At 42.5% G+C, this 23,494-nt stretch carries 20 protein-coding genes and 1 pseudogene; 13 read left to right on the top strand and 8 right to left on the bottom strand.

What is annotated here, in order from left to right; genetic code table 11:
• Window positions 1–394 precede the first annotated feature (394 nt).
• On the top strand, window positions 395–817 hold the full coding sequence (locus VB836_RS01240) for a hypothetical protein (protein WP_323217637.1): 423 nt from the start codon (window positions 395–397) through the stop codon (window positions 815–817).
• Window positions 818–893: 76 nt separating this feature from the next.
• On the opposite strand, the gene VB836_RS01235 is transcribed toward VB836_RS01240, so the two are convergent.
• A complete protein-coding gene (locus VB836_RS01235; protein ID WP_323217635.1) occupies window positions 894–1,343 on the bottom strand; it encodes a tellurite resistance TerB family protein in 450 nt (149 codons plus the stop codon).
• A 254-nt stretch (window positions 1,344–1,597) separates the two neighbouring features.
• On the opposite strand from VB836_RS01235, the pseudogene VB836_RS01230 reads away from it, so the two are divergent.
• Window positions 1,598–1,822 (top strand): annotated as a pseudogene (locus VB836_RS01230) (DUF433 domain-containing protein).
• 141 nt (window positions 1,823–1,963) lie between these two features.
• Here the strand turns inward: VB836_RS01230 and VB836_RS01225 are convergent.
• Window positions 1,964–3,556 (bottom strand): peroxidase family protein, encoded by a 1,593-nt coding sequence (locus VB836_RS01225; protein ID WP_323217634.1) that lies wholly within the window; start codon window positions 3,554–3,556, stop codon window positions 1,964–1,966.
• A gap of 344 nt (window positions 3,557–3,900) precedes the next feature.
• Between VB836_RS01225 and VB836_RS01220 the strand changes: the two genes are divergently transcribed.
• Genes VB836_RS01220 through VB836_RS01210 form a run of 3 tightly spaced genes read left to right on the top strand, consistent with a single transcriptional unit; the run spans window position 3,901 to window position 5,541 of the window.
• Entirely contained in the window at window positions 3,901–4,524 is a 624-nt protein-coding gene (locus VB836_RS01220) for a nucleotide-binding protein (RefSeq protein WP_323217633.1), read from the top strand.
• Window positions 4,525–4,529: 5 nt separating this feature from the next.
• The gene (locus tag VB836_RS01215) at window positions 4,530–4,994 is read left to right on the top strand and encodes a hypothetical protein (protein WP_323217632.1); all 465 of its coding nucleotides are present in this window, start codon (window positions 4,530–4,532) and stop codon (window positions 4,992–4,994) included.
• Window positions 4,963–5,541: a hypothetical protein gene (locus VB836_RS01210; RefSeq protein ID WP_323217631.1), complete on the top strand. Its 579-nt coding sequence runs from the start codon at window positions 4,963–4,965 to the stop codon at window positions 5,539–5,541. The genes VB836_RS01215 and VB836_RS01210 overlap by 32 nt, the downstream gene beginning before the upstream one ends.
• A gap of 75 nt (window positions 5,542–5,616) precedes the next feature.
• On the opposite strand, the gene VB836_RS01205 is transcribed toward VB836_RS01210, so the two are convergent.
• Window positions 5,617–6,159, bottom strand: coding sequence for an NADPH-dependent FMN reductase (locus VB836_RS01205; RefSeq protein WP_323217630.1), 543 nt, complete (start codon window positions 6,157–6,159; stop codon window positions 5,617–5,619).
• Between the two features lie 453 nt (window positions 6,160–6,612).
• On the opposite strand from VB836_RS01205, the gene VB836_RS01200 reads away from it, so the two are divergent.
• The 8 genes from VB836_RS01200 to VB836_RS01165 all read left to right on the top strand — a co-directional run bounded on the left by VB836_RS01200 (window position 6,613) and on the right by VB836_RS01165 (window position 16,808).
• Window positions 6,613–8,031, top strand: coding sequence for a nicotinate phosphoribosyltransferase (locus VB836_RS01200; RefSeq protein WP_323217629.1), 1,419 nt, complete (start codon window positions 6,613–6,615; stop codon window positions 8,029–8,031).
• A gap of 111 nt (window positions 8,032–8,142) precedes the next feature.
• Entirely contained in the window at window positions 8,143–9,156 is a 1,014-nt protein-coding gene (locus tag VB836_RS01195) for a hypothetical protein (RefSeq protein WP_323217628.1), read from the top strand.
• A 193-nt stretch (window positions 9,157–9,349) separates the two neighbouring features.
• On the top strand, window positions 9,350–11,269 hold the full coding sequence (locus tag VB836_RS01190) for a serine/threonine protein kinase (protein ID WP_323217627.1): 1,920 nt from the start codon (window positions 9,350–9,352) through the stop codon (window positions 11,267–11,269).
• Window positions 11,270–11,538: 269 nt separating this feature from the next.
• Window positions 11,539–11,862, top strand: a complete 324-nt coding sequence (locus tag VB836_RS01185) for a DUF6825 family protein (protein WP_323217626.1) — start codon at window positions 11,539–11,541, stop codon at window positions 11,860–11,862.
• A 76-nt stretch (window positions 11,863–11,938) separates the two neighbouring features.
• On the top strand, window positions 11,939–13,705 hold the full coding sequence (locus tag VB836_RS01180; protein ID WP_323217625.1) for an ABC1 kinase family protein: 1,767 nt from the start codon (window positions 11,939–11,941) through the stop codon (window positions 13,703–13,705).
• A gap of 637 nt (window positions 13,706–14,342) precedes the next feature.
• Window positions 14,343–15,092 (top strand): PP2C family protein-serine/threonine phosphatase, encoded by a 750-nt coding sequence (locus VB836_RS01175; RefSeq protein ID WP_046279554.1) that lies wholly within the window; start codon window positions 14,343–14,345, stop codon window positions 15,090–15,092.
• Window positions 15,093–15,094: 2 nt separating this feature from the next.
• Complete coding sequence (locus VB836_RS01170; RefSeq protein WP_323217624.1) at window positions 15,095–16,258, top strand: anhydro-N-acetylmuramic acid kinase; 1,164 nt, start codon at window positions 15,095–15,097, stop codon at window positions 16,256–16,258.
• Between the two features lie 97 nt (window positions 16,259–16,355).
• Entirely contained in the window at window positions 16,356–16,808 is a 453-nt protein-coding gene (locus VB836_RS01165; protein WP_323217623.1) for a hypothetical protein, read from the top strand.
• 276 nt (window positions 16,809–17,084) lie between these two features.
• Here VB836_RS01165 and VB836_RS01160 read toward each other — a convergent pair whose 3' ends face one another.
• From VB836_RS01160 to VB836_RS01140, 5 genes are all read right to left on the bottom strand, one after another.
• Complete coding sequence (locus VB836_RS01160; RefSeq protein WP_046279995.1) at window positions 17,085–17,282, bottom strand: NblA/ycf18 family protein; 198 nt, start codon at window positions 17,280–17,282, stop codon at window positions 17,085–17,087.
• Between the two features lie 283 nt (window positions 17,283–17,565).
• The gene (gene priA, locus VB836_RS01155) at window positions 17,566–20,253 is read right to left on the bottom strand and encodes a primosomal protein N' (RefSeq protein WP_323217622.1); all 2,688 of its coding nucleotides are present in this window, start codon (window positions 20,251–20,253) and stop codon (window positions 17,566–17,568) included.
• Window positions 20,254–20,307: 54 nt separating this feature from the next.
• Window positions 20,308–21,465 (bottom strand): sugar phosphate nucleotidyltransferase, encoded by a 1,158-nt coding sequence (locus VB836_RS01150; RefSeq protein ID WP_046279993.1) that lies wholly within the window; start codon window positions 21,463–21,465, stop codon window positions 20,308–20,310.
• Between the two features lie 249 nt (window positions 21,466–21,714).
• Window positions 21,715–22,155: a QcrA and Rieske domain-containing protein gene (locus VB836_RS01145; RefSeq protein WP_046279992.1), complete on the bottom strand. Its 441-nt coding sequence runs from the start codon at window positions 22,153–22,155 to the stop codon at window positions 21,715–21,717.
• A gap of 141 nt (window positions 22,156–22,296) precedes the next feature.
• Window positions 22,297–22,995 carry a rubrerythrin family protein gene (locus tag VB836_RS01140; RefSeq protein ID WP_046279991.1) on the bottom strand — a complete coding sequence of 233 codons (699 nt, stop codon included), beginning with the start codon at window positions 22,993–22,995 and terminating at the stop codon, window positions 22,297–22,299.
• Window positions 22,996–23,494 lie beyond the last annotated feature (499 nt).

The raw sequence follows: 23,494 nt of genomic DNA, 5'->3' as shown, positions 1-23,494 counted from the left end.
TTCGGGGAAATTAAAAATAAATTTGAACCCGCCCCTACATGACAAATCACCTCAAATTTACGGGGCGGGTTTATTAATCTTGTTTCGGGGAAATTAAAAATAAATTTGAACCCGCCCCTACATGACAAATCACCTCAAATTTACGGGGCGGGTTTATTAATCTTGTTTCGGGGAAATTAAAAATAAATTTGAACCCGCCCCTACATGACATGACGATTCAATTATTTTTTGGGTAGGCTAAAAATTATCTATGTAAATCCACTGAGAATTTCACGAAAATTTCATAAGTATTGATTCGATTATTCAGTGTTTCTACGAATTGATTTCCGCAAACCGATAGCTTATTATAGATTTAGTTTCCGATTTAAAACACATCAATTCAGGATCAATAGTTATGAATATAAATCAACAGATATCCAAAGTATCAAAACCGTTGTTGACCTGGAGTTTAGCCCTATCTTCAATAGTGTTGATAACTTTATTTGGAATTGATTCTACAGTATCAGCCCGAGAACAAATTATTTCACTAGGAAATACATCAGACGGTGATCCCGTTTATATAGATTTAGAATCTCCTCAAGGCCATAGTGGACTTTATCAAGTTTTAGTCGAAACTCGTTTGGGTCGTGTTGCTAGTTTTTGGTATGAAGTTAGTTGTTCTGAAAGAAGAATTTTTGAGATGGATGTTGTACTCAATGATGAAGGTCGAGTTCAATCCAAAAAATATGTTCAAGAGGTTTCTTCTGCACCTGCTACATCTCTCGTTCAAGAATCTATGGGAGTGATTTGTCAGCAAAGAGGAGCAAGAGGCTGGTAATTTCTAAATTTGAATATTTTTAAATCCCCAGCTTCTTCGAGAAACCGGGGATTTAATCTTGAAAGATTTGAAAACTCTATCCTTTATTTTTAATCAACATTACCCGAATAATTTCATTGGCAGTTTCTTGAGAAATTTTAAAGGAATTGCAGAGATCATTTAATAGACTTTCTTCTTCATCGCTCACTTCACCATCTGCTAAAATTAAGTCAGTGGCAACAACAAACATTGTCTCGTACAATTCATGGGGAAGGGTTTTAATAGCTTGATTAACCAGTGCTTCAACTCCCTGACGCTTGATAATACCGAAAATTTTGTCAAACATACGTCTCATTACTTCAGACGGATAGCTACGGAAAAGGTGCATCCGACCAAGCAAAGTTATTAATACATCTAATTCCGAGTCTGCAAGATAGCCGTCAGCAGCAACAACTGCTAATGCAATACCTGCAAAAGCTTCCGCCGGACTCATAGCCGTGTCAGTTTTGAGACTGCCAGATGAACGTGCTTTACCAAATAAACCCATATTTTCTCCTAGAGGTAGAGGGTGTTAGACTTTTCAAATCTCTACATCTAGCTTAGATTGAAAATCCAAGATTGAACAGCGTGTAATTACTGATATTTGATAATTTTTTAAAGTGCTTAAATGTGGTTCTGTCTCAGTGAAAATACGGAGTTTTTCTGAAAAATGCGATCTACTGTATTTTTCTTGTATTCTTAACGGGTTTACATCCCCAAACTCGGGTAAACTGAAAACAAAGATAGTCTATTGCTATATTTATGAGCGATCGCAACATCATTACCATTGAGCCAGGTAAGCGGGGCGGGAAACCCTGTATTAGACGAATGCGTATCACTGTCTAGAATGTTTTGGGCTGGTTGGCCTCGGGAATGTCTCACAGTGAAATTTTAGATGATTTTCCCGAATTAACAGAAGAAGATATCAGAGCGTGTTTGGAGTTTGCTGCTGATCGAGAACGTCGTTTAACGGTTGTGGTGAAGTAAAGGATTAACCCTCTTTTATAATATCATCTGGACGAGACAAAGATTGTTACAACCTTTGATTTTCTCATCCAGATGTATAGGGAATAAACCCTTAAAATCAAGTCAGTTCAAACTCCAACTCTAACTGATTTAAATTTGCCCTTAGCGAATTCCTGCACAAGCCAGAATATCTCCAATAGAGTTAATCAGCAATGGGCGACCGTTGGGGCGAGGAATGCGAATTCCGTTGGGTTGTATGGCGGGGTTGTGCAGATGGTTTAAATAGCTATTGGGATCTTGTTTGACTAAACCAATAATCGTCTCTGCAACAATACTACTGCCCAAAGCTCCTAAGGTATTTCCCCCAGTTTGTAATGCGGCTTCTTTGAGAATATAATACCATAAAGGTGTTCGGTCTCCAAAGCCCCCATATTCAAGTGCTTGCTTCAGTTTGGGATTGGTTTCTTTATCGATTAAATCTTCTTGTGTTAGGGGTTGAAAACCAAATGCTTGAGCCATTTTTTGTCCGGTTGGTAAACTCAATGAATAACCTCTAACTAAATTTCGTTGAGCTAAATGAGACATGAACGTATTCGCCCCCACTCCGTCCAGTTGAAGATCGAATAACCCTTGAGAAATTTGAGGATCTATTTTACGAGCCAGGTTGGGAATAGGTTTACCGGATACAAATCTGACAAAATTTTGCCAATCAATACTAAACTGTTTCTTGAGTTGGTAATTGTCACCGTTCTTTTCCAGTAAATCAGACTCTTGAGGTCTTTCTTTTGAAACAGCCAAAAGATTCATAATTTTGACTTTAGATTGCCGATTGAGTTGATAAAACGGACGAATCATCGAGTGAGCAAAACGAAATCCGGCAACGGAAAATTCTAGGGGCATAAATACCGAATTACCACTAAAGCCGGGACTATAAAAACGCGGCCCGTTGAGAAGAACATCGTCTACTATATTCGGTTCGCAAACCGCCCTGAGATAATCGTTGACTACCACATATTGATAACACCAACGCACGAACTGACGAGCATAAATATACCGGCTTTGAGGTGATAAATGTTGCGGTAAACTACAAGCAATTACATTGTGAAACTTCAAAAAGGCAGCATGGAGTTGGCTGATAATGATGTTTTCATCATTACGCATATCCGCAATTTTTGCTTTGCGATCAGCCCGAGGTAAATCTACAAATTGATCTAATTCTTGAACTTTTAGCAGTAGAGTTTCATCGTCATAAAGAAACTGAGCTTCTGTACTTGCTCCAACTTGTCCGCCCGGTATTAATGCTGGCCCATCGGCATAAAGACTATCGAGATCAAGCTGAGGACGCCGCCCATTTTTGAGCTTATTTATAATCACTTGCGGGTCAGCAGGTTGTAGCGCATCGTTAACATTATCGCCAATGCTAATCATACTGATCTCTGTTTCGCGATCTGTTCGAGCGGTAATATCGTGATCGATAAACTGACCCAAATAGGTGAAAACTGAAGGAATATTAGAATTAAACTCCTTCATCTCTTTGTTCGGTTCTCCCAAGTCAGCCATTGCATCCCCGAGCATTTTTAGAGCGGGAATTGTACTGTCGGCTACGGGTAATTTATTGTTCTCCGTATTTTCCCCAATTACCAAGTCGGGAAACATATAACCAAACGGTGTACTAAACAGAATTTCTTCGGTTTGTTCCCTTCTCTCTTTGGCTTGTGGGTTGACTCCCCCGGCATGACTGATATTATTTAGCATTGACTCGCTTTCCTTAAATCAGGATAAAAAAAGATCATGTCTCATTTTAGGCAATTGTCGTTAAATAGCAATTCGCTTTTTTGTGTGTCACTCATTTGAGGGACAGTATATTTAAACGAATTCGGATAAACTGAAATTTGCCCAAGTTTGTAAAAAAGCAATACCATAAACTGCTTTGACCATAGCTTCCGATAACAATTCCGGCGTAAAATTACATCTAACCCGCCGCCGAGCAAACGGAACGAGATATCAGAGCGTGTATAGCTGTAAACCTACTTATTTAAGGTATAATATGATCGGACTAATCACAGAAGCAACTTAAGTAGCTTTATAGAGATACCAGAATGATAAAAATAGTAGTGAATGCAACTAAAGGTGGAGTTGGCAAAACAACAGTTGCTACAAATATTGCTCTGCTTCTTGCTCAACAAGACCAACGTGTTTGGGCGCTAGACTTAGCAGGTAGAAGTCGTATGGCTAAGTTTTTACAGTCTACCCCTGGCTTTGCTAACGGTATAAACAAAATCGATATTAAGGAAACAGAGCTTTTACCAGATTCTTTTCCTGAATCAAATAATTACGATTTCTTAGTTGCTGATACAGATGATTACTATCAGATTCCTGCTACTGTAGTAACAAGGCGGGGCTGGCGATTAATAATTCCTATTGACCCTAAAGATAAAGTCGGAGTTAAGGATATAATACAGGAAACTGCATCACTCTTAAACTATGGTCTGCTGACTGACTTTATTCCGAAAGCTAGAATCGTGGTAAATAATCGTTCCAATGATAATGATTATCAACTACTTCACAGTAAGGTTCATACCCTATGCCAAGAAGCCTCCATTGATGATTTTTTGTCATCTCATTGGTTGCCTTTTGTAAATCTTGACCCCTTTGATTTTACATCTAATGATGTTTTCTCGAAAAGTTTATTATCCATTATTGATGAAGTTAAGAAGCCATAAAAATTATGTCTAAACTAACTGAGACATTACAAAGCCAACTACCGGAAAACTTGAAGAATGTGTCTATCAAGTTTGATGCAGACTTGCTAGATGAGGATTTACGAAACAAGTTGGCGATATACCTATCTACTAAGGAATCATCGGTAAAGTTAGTTGAAATGTCATTTGCCATTACTTCAGCAAAAAAATTAGATCCTCAGCGTAGTTTTATCGAGCAGATCCAGTTAAAACCTGCTAAAAAATTAATAGATATAGTATCTCAGACACCTCAAGATAATACGGAAAAAAAAATGCAACAAGCCTCTGTTCCCCGATGGATGGTGTTATTGATCGGGTCAGACATCGATTCTATTAACGGTAAAACTCCTGTTACTGTAGAAGATGCTATTAATATAGTATTTCGTCTGTGTCTTGATATAATCGGAAAATCTTTAGGGAATGATGGGCAAACTACAAAAAAAGTTGGTTGAGGATTTGATTTCTCGCAATTCTAATGAGAAGTGGGAGATTGGAAACCGAATTGTCAGTGCTTTGGGCGGTAACCCCACTCCTCAAGTTAGTGGATTACCCCCAAGGCGTGGGCATGGTGATGGTGGTATAGATGGTAGAATTCCAATTCTTATTCAACAACGTGTGATTAGAGAAAAATTAAAACGGCGGTCTGATGGAATGGAACTACCAGTAAGAATTGAAGAGAGTAAATTTGAGTGGGTTGAAGCTGAAGCTGGTTTTAATATCAAAATTGAGAGAGGTTGCTTTAAACGAGATACACTGAATGCCTTTGTAGAAAATTTAAGACGTGAGAGAATTTTTGCTGGTGTTATTGTAACAACCACCGGGCTTTGTCCGGATGCCAAGAGTGAGTTTGAGCGGCACAATGCTAATGATATAGATTTGTGTCATCTTTCTTTAGAAGATTTGTTAGGAGGAGATATATCTTGCCCTAATATCAATTTTATTGTTGGTGATCTTGGCGCACAACTCCGAGTCAGCCTTCGAGAATATTTAACTTCTTAGCCTTAATTTAGATGTCCTATAACTTTATAAATTTATAGAGACGCTCCCCAATTATAACGTCTCTATAATTCTTAACTAATTTACCCGCAATTTTGCGGTATTCTCCACTAAACTTTGGGCAAATTTATCGAAGCGTTCAGATAACTTTTCATCAAGTAATTTTCCTTCTTCGTTAAAAGCACTCCAAGCTTGACCAATGGCAATTTGTTCGGGAATTACCCAAGCATGAACCCATCGCATAATTAATCTCAGGTCATTCAAAGCATTACTATTAACTTGACCCCCCAACACACTCATTAAACCCGCAACTTTACCATCAAGTTGTTCAAAACTCATTAAATCTAAGGCATTTTTAATCACACCACTAACACTCCCGTGATATTCTGGTGTTGCTAATATTAACCCATCTGCTTGTTTAACTGTTTCCCGCAATTTTTCGACGTCGGGATAGTCGGGATATTCCTTTCCGCCATCACAAAACGGAAGACGCATTTGACGCAAGTCTAATATTTCCACTTCCGCACCCAAGGCTTCTACCCGTTGGGCTGCGACGTTTAACGCCTGTTGACTATAGGACTCTGAACGCAGACTTCCACCAATTCCTACAATTTTTACCATAATATTGTCCAAAACTTGATTGCTAAGTCGTACTCATTCCGACTACGTTTAATATAACACAAAAATTAACCTCGCAAGTTCCTAGTTGTGGTTTAGCACCTTTACACCGAAACCTGACACCCGACACGCCACTCCTGACTGCGGGGCGGGTTGATGTAGGTTATTAATGAGAGAAATAGATTAACGCGGAACCTGCCCCTACACTGTAATCAGAAAACCCTAAAATTGACATCTATCTAACAACAGAAAAATTATCCTGAGTCTGTCCCTCAGTTCATCCAATTTAAAGTTAAAATCACCAAAAATAAAAGCGACTTTAAACATCTCATTAGGCTGTTTTTCTATAAAAAGCCTAAAAATTCCCGAATATATATGAATTATTCTAGAGAGAGACTAGACATATTTGGTAAGTATTACTATAATCTAATCAAGAATCAGCAAAGGAGTCATCCGATGAGAACCCATCCAGAACATCTGTCCTGCAAACCCCAAGAAGCCGAAGACCAACAACTGACCCTCACCTGCGAGGACAATAACCTGTTAACCGACCTGTACGAGTTGACAATGGCGGCTTGTTATGCAGGGGAACAACTTGATCAACAATGGGCGAGTTTTGAACTGTTTACCCGCAGACTCCCGGAAAACTACGGCTATTTAATAGCAATGGGACTCGCCCAAGCCTTAGACTATTTAGAAAAGTTTCAGTTTAGTCGCGCTCAAATTGAAGCATTGCGATCGCTAAAAATATTTGCTCACGCCCCTAAAAACTTTTGGTTACTATTAGAAAATGCCAAATTTAGAGGAAACGTTTGGGCTGTCCCCGAAGGAACTGCTATTTTCCCGAATGAACCCCTCTTGCGGGTTGAAGCCCCATTGTGGCAAGCTCAAATTGTGGAAACCTTTCTCCTCAATACCCTCAACTATCAAACTCTAATTGCCACTCGAGCGGCGCGTCTGCGCGATGTAGCAGGCTCAAAAGCAAAATTATTAGAATTTGGAACTCGGCGAGCCTTTAGTCCTCAAGCCTCAGTATGGGCGGCGAGAGCGGCTTTAGCGGCGGGACTGGATGCGACCTCTAACGTGTTGGCGGCGTTAAAATTGGGGCGTGAACCTGTGGGGACAATGGCGCATTCGTTAGTGATGGCGGTGGGTGCTTTGGAAGGGGGAGAAGATGAAGCCTTTGCAGCATTTCATCGCCATTTTCCCGGTGCGACACTGTTAATTGATACCTACAATACTGTCGAAGCAGCGCAACGGTTAGCAGAGAAAGTTAAACGGGGTGAAATGGAGTTAAAAGGAGTAAGATTAGATTCGGGAGATTTGGTACAGTTATCTCAACAAGTGCGATCGCTTTTACCGGGAGTTGCTATTTTTGCGAGTGGCGATATTGATGAATGGGAAATTGCGAGGCTAAAAGCAGAAGGGGCTGAAATTGATGGCTATGGACTGGGAACTAAACTGGTAACGGGAACTCCGGTTAATGGGGTTTATAAGTTGGTGGAAGTTGATAGTCATCCGGTGATGAAAAAATCGAGTGGGAAGGGAACTTATCCGGGACGAAAGCAAATTATTCGCAAGTTTAAGCAAGGACAAATTCAAAGCGACTGTTTGGTGTTAGTTGATCAGGAAAGATCACAAGTGAGTTCAGGAAATGGTCAGTCAATTGATCGAGTAGAATTAATGCAGTTGGTGATGAAACAGGGTGAACGCATTCTTTCTCCTGAAGCGTTGGATGTTATTGCAAAACGCACCGCTGCTTCTGTGGCGAGTCTTTCTTCTGAAGTGAGACGTTTGGATGATCCGATTTTGTTTGAAGTTGAAGTTTCAGAAGCGTTACAGGAATTGACGGAATGTCTGAGTCACCAAGATTGAGTCTTTATTTGTTCACCACCAAGACACGAAGACACAAAGAAGGGAATTGGGAAATCGTAAAAAACTATTTTCTATTCCCTTTTAACTATATAACTCAAATGGGATTGCTATATGAGTTTACCTTCTGTTCTGAATATTGCTCTGGGTTTGTTTTTTGTTTATTTGCTTTTGAGTTTATTGGTTTCAGATATCCAAGAACTTTTATCAACTTTATTTTGGGATAGTCGAGCTAAATATTTGTATGGTTCGATTCGAGCTATTTTAGGAGAGAAGATGGCTGAATTTTTATACAATCATCCTTTAATTAAGTCTTTGAAAGATTATAAAATCGGACAGGGCGATAACTTTGTTGGGCCTTCTTACATTCCTAATGCTATTTTTTCAACGGCTTTAATTGATAGTATTCTTGAACAATCTTTAGTCGAGTTAAATCCGGTTGATTTAGAGTCAGAACAGTTTGTTGAGTCCTTAGAATCATCACCAATTCAAGCCCTACTTCCACCTGATCAAATTAAGCTGTTTAAAGTGTTAGCCGTTCGAGCCGATCTCAAGCAAGATGGGTTTAAAACCTATCTGGAAGCCTTAGAAGCTGAAATAATGAATTGGTTTTCTCAGACAATGGAGAGAACTTCGGGTGTTTATAAACGTCAAGTTAAATGGAAAACCTTGGTTTTGGGGTTTTTATTGGCTGTTGCTTTAAATGCGGATACTTTAAATATTGCCAGCCGATTATACAAGGAACCCTTTTTACAAATTCAGTTAATTCAAGAAGTTGAGAATTTTTATGAAAATCAGACGTTCTTTGTGTCTGATGAAGCTTCACAACAGTCTCAACCTCCTCAAGAACATGGGGCTGAACTCGATCAAGATTTCAGTCAATTTATCGTTGATTTTGCCTCATTGCCCATCGGATGGACAAGGGAAAATTTAAACGAACAATTTGATTTCAAACGATGGAACAGTTCGATTTCTGGAGAGATTCAAGCCGGGCTAATGAGTTTTGAAATTGCTCAGGCAATATTAGGATGGATGATCACAGCGATCGCGATTTCAATGGGAGCTTCCTTCTGGTTTGATCTTCTCAAAAAAATAATTAACGTGCGAAATACAGGGAACAGGGAATAGTTTTTTCACCTCCCCCGTCACCAGTCTCCCCATCCCCCTATCACCCCATCACCCGATCTCCTTTTATATTTGCTTCTGGGTTGCGCTAGAATTCTCGCAACTGATGTAGACTATGTACGGCGACCTCACAACTCAAATCACTCAAATACGGTCTTAGACGGTAGGATAAGGGGGAAAATTGGCATTTAAGCAAATGAGTTCAAAAGCCGAAACCATACTGAATAATGGCCAATACAAGATAGAGCGTGTATTGGGTCGAGGAGAGTATGGCATCACCTATAGCGCCATAGATGTTCGTCGTCAGCAAATAGTGGCGATCAAAACGGTGAACCCGAATTTGCGCCATCATACTGAGTTTGCTCAGTTTCAGCATCATTTCAAGGCTGTCGCTCGACGTTTAAGCCAATGTCAGCACCCAAATCTGATTAAGGTATTGGAGGTGTTTGAAGATCGAGGCTTACCTTTTATGGTAATGAGCTATATTCCCGGTCAGCCTTTGATCAACTCGCTTCAGTTAGGTTCGCCATTACCTGTGACTCAAGCAGTTCAGTTGATTCGTCAAATTGCTTCGGCTTTGACAGCAATTCATCAACAGGGTTTGATTCATTGTAATCTCACCCCAGAAGTCATCCTGCGACAGGCAGACAGGCCGGAGGTGATTTTGACAGATTTTGGAGTCGCGACTCGATTTACAGATACAATGAACGCTCAACCGTATCTGGGAAGTCGTAACCTGTCGGGAGGATATGCGGCTTTAGAACAATATTTACCTCACGAATCGTTAACCCCAGCCACCGACATCTACAGTTTGGCGGCAATTTTATACTATTTATTAACGGGTCAGCCACCTTTAGAAGCACCCTTGTGTTTGTCTCAAGTCACGGAAACGCTTCTGAGTCAATCTAAACCGACCTTAAGACAACTTCGACCTGATCTGAGTCCGACCTTAGAACGGGTGATTTTGTGGGGATTAGAGTTAGAACAGCAGCATCGACCCTCCTGTTTGGATCAATGGTTGGCTTTTCTGCCTCATTTAGAGGATTATGCTAGGGTTGAAACGATTGATGATAGCCTATCGGATCAGCCGAAGACATCATCTGATCGTTCAGCAGGTTATGGTTCAGAAACCCCATCTGCAAACTTATCTTTTTCAGATGAGAAAGATCATGAACTGTTGACCAACAGCTTGAGGTTAACACCTGCTCCCGGCTTTGTTTCACTCGTCTTTCTGATGACGGCAGTTTTGTCCGGTTGTCTAGGATTTTTTATAACGCGAGTTTATGGGGGAGCTAGCTTTCAAACAACGGTTTTTCAATCCGAAAAATCTTTTGATCAGCAATTTCCGAACTATGATCCCTCGAAGCCGATTTTTCAACAGCCGTCAGTTAATAGTAAAGGGATAATCAAGTCGATTTCCGATCACCGTGATCGAGATTTTGGCGATCGCGAAAATCAGCAGTTAATCGGAAACGAATCTCAACTGCGGATGGCTTCAGAAGAAGCTTGGACAGAAGACTATGCTAGCGAATGGCAAACTGAATCAAGCGATTATCAGACTGTTGAATCTCAGCCTAGCTCCGTTGACGATTACTATTCCGAGTCAGAGATCACAACGGATGATTCTTATTCGTCGAACTCCTCGGGCTATTCTGACGATCGCTATTCTTCAGAATATCCGTCATCTTCGGGTTATGCGGCTTCTGAGTATCCGGCGAGTTCCTATTCGACTCCCGTGACCAATTCTAGTGATTACCCGGCTCCGGCTCGGCTGGAGGAGCCAAGTTATTCTTCGGATTATCCCAGTTATGAAGCTGGCTCAAATTATTCTCCCTCATCGGTCGAGTCGAGTGAATATGATTCTCCTAGCTATCCGAGTGAGTCTGAGGGTTATACTCCAGTAGAGGCTGAGTCTAACTTGACTCCTGAGTTACCGACTTCCTCCTTTGAAACAGAAGAGAGTGAACCTGTTCCTGCGAGTTCCTACTCGCCTCCCGACTCAGAAACCCCGATCGACTATGAGATTCCCTCTGATTCGATTTCAGTCCCGAAATTCGAGACCCAACCTGAACTTCCTCGATCTGAGGCGGAAACGGACTTCAGACCTGCGAGTTAAACTCAAGGGAAAATGGACATTCGAGTTGGATCGAGTCCTCTGTTGAAATTAAATTTTTCTGAGGTCAGCAATCGGGTGTCTGCTACCTTGTGATCGGGTAGATAGACCCCCAGAAAAAAGTTACTCATTCAACTTGGGCAAACCTTGTGTAAGGGTTCTGGCTGTTGGAGATCTTCTTGAAATGTTAACGGGATTAGCCTGAGTTGATCGCCTCGCTTTCAGGGAGTAAGCACGTTATAATTTGTTACGGAAGTTAGTAAAACTTTTTTATGAGTAAGCCATCGGTTGACGCATTTTTCGTAGGCAGAGCAGTTGCTGAAGGCCTTTACGAACAATTAGAAAACATTTTGACGAATGCTCTGAGTGAACTGGGTAAATTTGATGCAGAGCAACGTGAACGTCTGCGACAATTTACCGATCAAGTTCTAGAGCGGGCCAATCTAGAAGCTCAAATGACCCATCCGGGAACTTCTTCTTCTGTGAGTCGATCAAACTCACAATCGATTGATTTGCAAGCGACTATCGATGAACTCCGAGCAGAAGTCGCCGAGCTGCGATCTGAACTGCAACGTTATCGCAATCGCAATCAGTAAGTCTATCTTAGACTTACTGGATGAACACAATTGCTCAAAACACGAAAATTACCGGAAACAAAACTTGGAAACTCGAGTGTCTGTTCCTCTTGATAACTCGACTTACCCCAAGCGACACGCCGAAGGTGTTGCAGCGTCTTCCGTTGGAGCGACCAGTCGGAAGTTACATGGAGGTAAAGCATACCGTTGGAGTCGCAAAAATTACTCCCGTCAACGGCGTTATATTGACATCTGGACTTTTGTCCTGACTTGGCTAACTTGGTTATGGCTCGATAGCCAACAATGGAGCTATTTGGGTGGCGTAACCGATGAAAAAAAGAATGCTCGCCGACGCGCTCAAGCCGCTTGGGTGCGAGAAACCTTTTTGGATTTAGGGCCGACTTTTATTAAACTCGGACAGTTATTTTCAACGCGGGCCGATTTATTTGCGATTGAGTACGTTGAAGAACTCTCAAAGCTACAAGATAAGGTTCCGGCGTTCAGTTATGAACAGAGTCAGGAAATTATTGAACAGGATTTTGGCAAAACCGTTGACAACCTGTTTCGCAGTTTTGACCCGGTTCCCTTGGCGGCAGCGAGTCTGGGTCAGGTTCATAAGGCTCAACTCCATTCAGGTGCTGAGGTTGTGGTGAAAGTTCAGCGTCCGGGACTCAAAAAGCTGTTTGAGATCGATTTAGCGATTCTTAAAGGGATTGCTCGTTATTTCCAAAATCATCCGAAATGGGGTAGAGGTCGGGATTGGTTAGGGATTTATGATGAATGTTGCCGCATTTTATGGCTAGAAATTGATTATCTCAATGAAGGTCGCAATGCGGATACTTTTCGGCGCAATTTTCGCTCCTGTGACTGGGTGATGGTTCCGCGAGTTCACTGGCAATTTTCATCCCCTCGGGTGCTGACCTTGGAATATATTCCAGGGATTAAAATCAGCAACTATGAAGCTCTAGAAGCCTCGGGCTTGGATCGCAAAAAGTTAGCGAATATGGGGGCAGAAGCTTATTTGCGTCAGCTTCTCAATGATGGCTTTTTTCATGCTGATCCTCATCCGGGTAATATTGCCGTCAGTCCTGAAGGGAAGCTGATTTTTTATGATTTCGGGATGATGGGACAAATCACGACAAATCTGCGGGACAAGCTGATGCAGACCTTGTTTGGTATTGCTCAGAAGGATGCAGATCGCGTCGTGAAGTCTTTGATTGATCTCGGGGCCTTAGCGCCAACGGGTGACATGGGAGCGGTACGACGTTCGATCCAATATATGTTGGATCACTTCATGGATAAGCCCTTTGAGGAGCAGTCTGTGGCGGCGATTAGCGATGACCTGTATGAGATCGCTTATGATCAGCCGTTTCGCTTTCCCGCTACGTTTACCTTCGTGATGCGAGCATTTTCAACACTCGAAGGGGTGGGTAAAGGCTTAGACCCAGAGTTTAATTTTATGGAGGTCGCACAACCGTTTGCGATGCAACTTATGTCAGAAACCAATCTTTCCGAGACAACCAATAGTATTTTTAATGAACTCGGACGTCAAGCCGCTCAAGTGAGTTCAACGGCTTTCGGTTTACCGAGACGCATCGAAGATACTCTTGATAGGCTCGATCAAGGTGATATTCGGCTGCGGGTGCGGGCTACTGAGACTGATCGCATCTTGCGACGGGTGAGCAGTGTTCAGATGGGAACAAACTATGCTTTACTCATGGGGGCTTTTACCATCTCGGCAACCTTGTTGTTTATTAGCGATAAAGTCGGGTGGGCGATCGTTGTTGTTTTCCTGGCGTTGTTCATGGGAATGGCTTTCTTTCGCTTGTTAAGACGTTTAGATCGCTTTGACCGGATGTTTTGACATACTCCCCATTTCTAAAGAAAGGGGATTCTCCAAACACTAGCGGTTTTGGATTACTGGTTCATTGACAACCCTTACAGCAAGCTGGTTTCCCAATCTGCGCTCTTTGGGGTGAGTCTCCCCAGTCGTTCATCCCATTTCAGAGATAGTTTCGGTATGCCCTACCGTACTTGAGAAAAAAATGCTTGATTCTCTGTACTTGGTGCTTTAAGGTTTTATCCTGCCAAAGCATTCCTAGCAAGAACCCCATACCTTAAGTTTTCAAGGTTCATTGCATCGATTAGATGCAGGGTTTTTCAACTGGTTGAATACCCTGCCAGTAGAGCTATTATAGCATTTCCTTGCCTTGTGCCTTGTATCCCCATACCTAAAGGTAGGGGCGTGTGCGGCAATTTCCGGTAAAAACGATCAACGGTTAAAACGGTGAGGGGCTTTGGCAGGCCAACAAAAGGGTGAAACCTCCAGCAAGAGGTACAATTATTAAAAAATTGTACCCATTGATGTCGCGAGATTGGGGTTAACAGTCGATCACTAAAGCGGTTCAGCGTTTTTGACTCAGGAGTCTCATCTGTAATAATCCTCAATTCGGGTTAAAATTAATACTTCTAAGGAGCTGAAGCACATAAGCTGTTCGTTTATGAAACTCGATTTTGCGGGTCTGACGGATACGGGTAATGTTCGTGCCGTTAACCAGGATGCGTTTTATATCGATCCACAGGGACGATTTTTCATCGTGGCTGATGGGATGGGGGGTCACGCGGGAGGACAGGAAGCCAGTCAGATCGCAGCTCAAACCATCAAAGACTATCTCAATGCTCATTGGGATCATCCAGATGCCTCGGCTTTGTTGAAGGAAGCTTTTCTCGCGGCTAATGAGGCAATTGTGCGCGATCAGCACAGTCATCCAGAACGTTCAGATATGGGAACAACTGCTGTTGTGGTTTTGTTTCGAGAAACGGGTGATACTTGGTGTGCTAATGTCGGTGACTCTCGGATCTATCAATTGCAGGGAGAAAATCTCAAACAAATTACAGAAGACCAAACCTGGGTCGCTCAAGCCGTACAGCGTCAAGTTCTGACTTCTGATGAAGCCCGAATTCATCCTTGGCGCCATGTGCTGTCTCAATGTTTAGGGCGAGAAGATTTATCTTTTGTCGAGATTGAACCGATGGAAGTGAAAGCCAGCGATCGCTTACTATTATGTAGTGATGGTTTGACTGAAGAACTTGCCGATGAGATCATCGCCGAACAATTAAAATTATCTCAAAGCTGCGAACAGATTGCGAGTATTTTGATTAAGGAAGCTAAACAACGGGAAGGACGAGATAACATTACGGTGATTGTCATTTCGGTCGAACCTTCTTCATCTGTTAAGGTCAAGCATTGATCATGGTTCGTGTGATTGGTCTGATCAGTGGCACATCTGTTGATGGGATTGATGCTGCTTTTGTCGAAATAGAGGGTTCCTCAACGAATTTACAGGTGAAGCTGATCGCCGCCCAAACTTATCCCTATCCGCCAAAATTGCGATCGCAAATTCTTCGCCTCTGTGGCGGCGAGTCTATCTCTATGGCTGAACTTGCTCAATTAGATGATGCGATCGCGGTAGAATTTGCTCAAGCCGCCCTAGCCATTCAAGAGGGACTAGAACCTGCTACATTAATTGGTTCTCATGGTCAGACGGTTTATCATCGACCTCCTAAACAGCATCAGGTCAAATTAGGCTATAGCCTTCAGTTGGGTCGAGGTGCAGTGATTGCCCAACTGACCAATAGGACAACTATTAGTAATTTTAGAGTGGCAGATCTTGCTGTCGGGGGTCAAGGTGCGCCCCTCGTGTCTCGGGTTGATGTCTATCTTTTGAGTCATCCCACCTATAGCCGTTGTGTTCAAAATATCGGCGGAATTGGCAATGTCACCTATTTACCTCGTAATGGGTTAAATTCTTCTCAGGCGATTATCGGTTGGGATACCGGGCCTGGAAATAGTTTGTTAGATTTGGCGGTACAATTTTTTTCTAATGGCACAAAGACCTATGATCAAGATGGAGTTTGGGCTTCCCAAGGAACCGCTTGTCTGAGTTTAGTAGAACAATGGCTCAAACAAGACTTTTTTCAGCAATCTCCACCGAAATCGACTGGACGAGAACTCTTTGGTCAAGCTTATCTCGAACAGTGTTTAATTGACGCTCAATCCTATAATTTAAGTCCGGCTGATGTTTTAGCCACCTTGACTGAATTAACGACTGCATCAATTGAACACAGTTATCGCCAGTTTCTATCAGAAATGCCCGATCAAGTTTTACTGTGTGGCGGGGGAAGTCATAATCTTGATCTCAAACAGAGTTTGCAACGGCGATTAAATCCGATTCCTGTGATCACAACTTCAGAGGTGGGTTTAGATGCTGACTTTAAAGAAGCCATTGCCTTTGCGGTTTTAGCTTATTGGCGTTTGCAGGGTGAAGTGGGTAATTTACCGGAAGTAACGGGTGCTGAAGCTGCCGTGCTGTTGGGCGAGATTCATACAACTAAAGGGGCTGCCGTGATAGGATAGAGGCGCAAGCATAGCTAGACTTTTAGTGTATCAGGTTTGGTATGTCTTGACTCTGATTAAATAATTTTAACCCTCGCGTGCAGTAGAGGATAGCATTGTGGCTCACACATTTCTCATCCAACCAGGGCAGTGGATGATAGAAGGGAGTTGGATAGACCGAAATCAACTTCCCATCACAGTTAAAGGAAAAACTCTTATAGCTTGGAATCAAATGGAATGGTTTAGTATGGTAACTAAGCTGGTTTTTCCCGGTAGCGATCGCCATGACATTATCCTACAATATCGGGGAAGACTTGATACGAGCGAACGTCAGTATACTTTTGTTTTGCAGCATAGTGAATTGGGAAATATTGAAGGGGAAGGCTTGATTGGCCCGGAATCGATTGTGCAGCGATATTGGGTGTTGGGTGATGAACGTCAGCGACGCAGTGGCTTTGATACTTTACGTCAGATTGATTCTAACCGATATTATTACTCTAGTGGGATTATGGCGGGTCATCATCTTAACCTAGTGAGTGTGATGGAGACGGTTTTAGAACGTAAGCCTTAACAAGTAAACATAGTCGAGTTAACTTCAAACTTTTGTAGAGTTTAGGGTTGAAAAATTAACTTCAATAACGATACAGATCAGGCAGGTATTTAATCAACTCAATTTACAGATAGCAAAAAGATATTAATTTATGACTTTCAAGGTAACACGCTTCACTTGTCCTGAATTTTTAATGTTGTCGCTGGGGAAATGCCAGTTGACACCCCATTACCCCCAACTCGTTTCTCTGGTAGAAAAAAGTAAGAGATAGAGGTTGCCTACGGCAAACATCAGACTCTACTGTTGTTCTGGGCTAGGTTCGAGTCCCCATTGATACTTGAGAAATTGCTGGTACATATTTTCTCGCACCATCATTTGTTCGTAAAGGTTAACAAGGAACTCTTGAGCCTGTTCGTGACTCATACGGTTCACCTGCATTTTGAACGAAGATAGATTGAACTGCTGTTCCATTGAAAGTTCGCTGGGCTGGTTCATAATGGTTCTCCTAATTAAACTTCGAGACTTTGGCTCTTGATTGAGTTGAGCAGATTTTGTCGCTTAGTCGAAGTTGAGACTTGGGGGACGATGATCCGAATCGGATACCGTTGACCCTATTATTACAAAAGGTAACAAAGGTTTGACAAAATGACCACTCTTTCCTCAAAAAAGACTCATACCACTAAGATAGCAAATACTTTTGCCGATGTTGTAACACAGATTACAAGGACGAGAGAATAGGGAACAGGGGATAGGTTAGCCTATGGCCTATGGCTTTGTTTTAGCCGAGATGAAGCGGATCAACATCAATCATCAGACGGACGGAAGTGGGACAAACCTCTCCCAACTGTTCTAAACTAATACTATTAATTTCAGTACCCGGTAATAATTTAAGTAAAATCTGCCAACGGTATCGATTTGCTATTCTTAATATAGGTGCAGGCGCAGGCCCTAAAATCTCAATTTCTGCGATTTCTTCTGCTGATGAAAGGAGAATATCGGCAAATTGTTGAGCCGTTTGTTCAACTTCAATTTCATTTAAACTGCTTAATTTTAAGGCAATCAATTGACCAAAAGGCGGATAATTTAGTTCTTGTCGCTGTTGTAATTCTCGCTCAACAAACGCCTCAAATTCATAACGCTGTACCGCTTGAATAACGGGATGTTCGGGCGTATAAGTTTGAATAATAACACGTCCGGGGTCATTGCCTCTCCCCGCTCTGCCTGCTACTTGCAATAACGTTTGAAACGCTCGTTCACTGGCGCGATAATCCGATAAATGTAATAATCCATCGGCAGAAATTACTCCAACTAAACTCACTCCCGCCAAATCTAAACCCTTCGTCAACATTTGCGTTCCGACTAATAAATCAGCCTCTCGTTCAGCAAAGCGAGTCAGTAAAATTCGATGAGCATCTTTGGTGCGAGTGGTATCACTATCAAACCGAATAATTCGCAACTCAGGAAAGAGTTTATTTAACTCCTCAACAACACGCTGAGTTCCACTGCCAAAATGTTTAAAATAGGGAGAATCACATTCAGGACACCGTTGGGGATAAAGTTGAGTGTGGTTGCAATAATGACAGCGAAGCATCGGTACAACCTGCCGAGACGTTTGCAGCGCGTCTTCCTGAATATGATGATAAGACAAGGAAACATCACAGTCAGGACATTCCATCACATAGCCGCAACTGCGACAAGAAACAAACGTGCTGTGTCCCCGGCGATGAATAAATAAAATCCCCTGTTTACCTTCATCTTGTAACTGTTGTAGCGCTTGTTGTAGCGTCGAACTAAAAATAGAACGATTTCCCTGACGCAACTCCTGGCGCATATCAACGACTTCCACAGGAGGTAAAGGTCGGGATTGAATTCTTTCCGGTAAGGAGAGATAATAGCAATTGGAGATTAGCGATTTAGAATGAGGCGTAGGGCTTTGAGTATCGAAAAGTTCAAGGCTTTTTTGATGCTTTGGTGTTCCTCTGCCTTGCTGCCCCCGAACAGCCACCCAACTTTCCAAAGACGGAGTTGCTGAACCTAAAATGAGGGGGCAGTTTTCCATTTCAGCCCGCCAATAGGCTACAGTACGAGCATGATAACAGGGGGCGGGTTGATCTTGTTTGAAGCTGCTATCATGTTCTTCGTCTAATATAATGATGCCGAGTTGCGATAGAGGGGCAAAAATAGCCGAACGGGTTCCGATAATAATTTGAGCGTCTCCCCGTGTCATATTCCGCCACGTATCATAGCGTTCTCCCTCGGATAAACCACTATGATAAACACAGATTTTTTCTCCAAAACGGGCGCGAAATCGATCTGTGAGTTGGGGAGTTAAACCAATTTCTGGAACTAAAACTAAAGCTGATTTCCCTTGTTCTAAAATCGGGGCGATCGCTTGTAGATAGACTTCTGTTTTACCGGAACCTGTAACGCCGTGCAGTAAAACTTGAGCAAAACTCGATAAATTATGAATAATATTGAGAGCGTTTGTTTGATGGGGAGTGAGGGTTTTGGGTTGATCTGCGGTTTGTTCGATGCCTTGAGAAAGTCGCAGCTTTTCTCGTTCTTGAATGAGAACATAACCTTTTTCAGCCAGGGTTTTTAGGGTAGGAGAAGTTGTCTTACAGAGGCGCAAAAACTCAGTCAGCCACGCCTCGCCGCCACAACTTTTGAGAATTTGTAGAATTTCCTGTTGACGTTTGGTGACATCAATTGCTGAGTGAGGATCACCAATCAAGATAACAGCGAGTTGTTGCTTGGCTTGGACTTTTTTGGGACTCTCTAAATAACTTTCAACCCAACCCCTAACGAATAAATCTTGATATCCTTTTCTCAGCCAATAATCGCCACTAACTTTTTTCTTGAGTTCAGCCCAACTCATATCTTTTGACTTGTGGGCTTGTAAAATGTTAAATACTTTCAAAGCCGCAGGACTCAGAAAATTTTCGACACCAGAGGGAATCTTATCTACACACAACCGAACTCGCCGTTGACTTCGCCGCAGCAACCCCGGAGGTAAAGCCGTGCGAATGACTTGAATAAGGGGAGTTTGGTAGTAAGTCGCTATTTGTTGTAACAATTGCCAATAGTGAGGCGGAAATAAACCCTTACAGACAACTTCATCAACAGATTTAATTTGATCTAAAGTCAAACCCGGAGGAATTTGAGTGGTTAGACGAATGGCGATCGCACCCAGATACATTGCTCCAAATGGTACACTCAAAATATCCCCAGGTTCAACATTCAGATGATCAGGAATTAAGTAGGTAAAAAGTTTTTGCTCCTCGCTATCTTGAAACTTTAACTGTCCCGCCGGAATGTCCACCAAAACTTCGATTAACCGTTCATCCCGTGAAGGACTCGCTGAAGAATGATTTGTATTGTAGGATGCACCAGCTTCAGCAACTTTGAGATGAGATTGAAGAACGCTAGCGCGTCCAGCACCGCTATCGAAGGTAATCGTGGACATTGTTAGTGTTTGTTAAAGTGGAGATCGTTTGCGAGTTTAGCAAAATGGGCGTATCTAGGAACCACTGAGAATATCTGCGATCGCATGACGTTCTGCTGGGGGTTCAGACAACATCTGACGGGCGTCGGTAATCAACCAGTCCAAAGCGGCTGCTTGAACATCAATCGAGGCTCCGGTTTTGTCTACACAATAGCGTCCAAATACCAATTTATCCACCAAACGCACGCCAGGGCCTAAACGAGAGTATTCAAAAATCACACTATTGCTGACATAGGCATCGCTACAAACCCAACAGTTTTGACCAATCATCGTTGGGCCGACAATTTCCGCACCGTCTTCAATGCGAGTCATGCCACCGATATAGACTGGGCCGCGAATTTTTACTTTATCCCAGTTGACCGCGACATTCAAGCCCGTATAAATTCCGGGACGGACTTGTTGACCGGGAATCGAGATATTTTTCACTTCTCCCGATAATACACCGCGAACGGCTTGCCAATAGTCGGGAACTTTACCAATATCCACCCATTCAAAATCCATCGTAATCCCGTAGAAGGGCGCGCCGATCTCTACGAGTTTGGGGAACAAGTCGCTACCGAGATCGTATTCACAACCCGAGGGAATATGTTGGAAAATTTCCGGCTCAAAAATATAAATCCCCGTGTTGATACTGGTACTCAAGGCATCTTCGACGGCTGGCTTTTCTTGAAATGCTTTAATGCGACCCTTGTCATCGGTTACAACCACTCCGTAGCTGGAAACGGCATTCCGGGGAACAGATTTCATTATGATAGTCGCTAATGCACCTTTTTCCTTATGCTGCTGTACGGCGGCGGTTAAGTCTAAATCGATTAGGGCATCTCCACACAAAACGATAAACGTATCATCAAAAAAGGGGTAGAAGTCCTGAATTTTTTTCATCCCCCCCGCAGAACCGACTGCTTTTCCGAGCAGTTTTCCGTCTTCAATGCTGCCCTCAAAGGAATAGGAAAGCTGAACTCCAAAGCGTTGACCATCTCGAAAGTAGTTTTCGATTTCATCAGCGAGGTGGCTGACATTCACCATAATTTGGTCAAACCCATGTTTACGAAGCAACTCCACCAAAAACTCCATCACGGGTTTCTGTAGGATGGGAATCATCGGTTTAGGGATCGTATAAGTAATCGGACGAACTCGTGTCCCCTTGCCAGCGGCCAGAATCATGGCTTTCATATTGACTTCCTCAACCCTTGTCTGTTCAGTAAATGGTTAATCAATGGACATCTGACCCCAGGAGCTATCAAGCGTGATTTCCCAGCGATCTCGTCGGATTTAGGTGCGATCAGTCAATTGAACTGATCAATACTCCCTATCCCAATTTACCGACATTTCTGAACAATGTCGCCCCCCTACAATAGTTATCAGTGTATCAGTGACCAGGGAACAGTCATCAGTCACCAGTGAGGTGTTGGGTGTTGAGAATTATCCGGCTTTGACAAGAATCGTTTTTCCTTCTAACTTGGCTTCATAGCGTTTCAGGGGTTCCTCTGCTGGCCCTTCTAACAGTTGACCATCGGCGGCAAATTTGGAATCATGGCAAGGACAGATAAAAGCGTTTTGATCGGCTTTCCAATTCACAGAACATCCAGCATGGGGACAACTGGGGTTAACGGCGATCACTTCTTGAGGATTATCTGGTTTTTGAATGACTAATACTGAACCGATCGCCAATTCTTTACTTAAAAGTTGACCTTTTTCTGTTAATTGATCGAGGGTTCCTATCGATTGATATCCCTCTGAATTTGTTGCACTCACTGTTAATGGTAATTCTGTTTTTTGAGGAGAACAGGCGGCTAAGGCGACGGGTAAATAAGTTGCCAATCCTCCAATTCCAACCCAAGTCAAAAACTCTCGACGCTTCATAAACTAAAATGCTACAGGTTCAAACAGGACAATCTACACTTCCGGAAAAGCCAACCTTAAAAAACCCGTTTCGCTAGAGAAACCGGGTTTCTATCTGGGTTTCTCTTTTTAACCAATACTCAAAGAATTCTTCAACCTAAGTTAGAGAATTTCTTCAAATTGTTGTGAAGCATTACTTTGAGGACAAGTTGCAGTTTCATCCGCATTCATAGTTGTATGTCCTGAAGCTTCACAAACATAAATTACTTGAGTTGCTTCTTTCCACTCATTGAGGTTGTTCAGGGCTTGAGTGTATAATTCGGCGTGTTGGGCTTCAGCTTCGGTGGCGTAGGTAAAGGTTTGAACGGCGGCTTCATTTCCTGCGGTTTTGGCTTGGGAAATAAACTTAGGATACATGGTATCACGTTCGTAGGATTCCCCCTTTATTGCTTTTTCTAGGTTTTCTCCTGTAGAACTCACTTGAGGCGTAGCAATATCGTTTTCAGGAGTTGCGCCCATTGATATTATCACTTTAGCATGGTTATCCCGGTGAATTTCTTCGGCACGAGCCGCCGCACGAAATAAACGAGCAACTTTTCCATAGCCTTCTTCATCGGCTTTTTCAGCAAATTCTAAATACATAACATGAGCGTTAGATTCACCATTATAAGCCGCTTGTAGATTTTTCAACGTTTCGGCTTTTGGATCTTCGGCTTTTGTCTCACTCACAACTGTTTTCGTAGTATCAGCAGAAGGTTCAACAGTTGCTGAGGGTTGCTGTTGAGAACAACCAAATAAACTCACTAGGCTAACGGCAACGATAGCAGCAATGGTTTTGTGATTCAAATAACTAAACATCATGGTAAAATTCTCCTTTGGGTAGACTGAGTATTTTTAGTAATCAATCGTTTTACAGCGATTCCAGTCGAAAAAAATTAGTGATCGCTCATCGATTGCGATGATATTTTCGGAAAGTTCGCATCATGGTTGGTTCTTCCCTTTCAACCGGTTTGCATCAAAGTCTGTATGCTGCAAAGTCCCGTCTGGCGTTGACAGTTTTTACTCTAGATCGAAAAAGTAAAGAACTCGGGAGGATGGAAAAATTTGTCTGAAAGCATTAGGAATTAACTGTCAGGAGTCAGGAGTCAGGAGTCAGGAGTCAGGAGGAAATAAAGAAGAAGAAAGAGGAGGAGAAGGAGAAAGTTTTTTATCACTAATTATCCGGACATGATATTAACCTGTAATTCCCATAAAAAACTCTGATAAACCTGCCCAAGTTTCCTGTAGGGGCGGGTTATGAGTTAACCTGTAATTCCCATAAAAAACTCTGATAAACCCGCCCAAGTTTCCTGTAGGGGCG

It is taken from the genome of Limnoraphis robusta BA-68 BA1 (genome assembly GCF_034932365.1).
GTDB lineage: Bacteria > Cyanobacteriota > Cyanobacteriia > Cyanobacteriales > Microcoleaceae > Capilliphycus > Capilliphycus robustus.
This window is presented reverse-complemented; position numbering and strand designations above follow the sequence as displayed.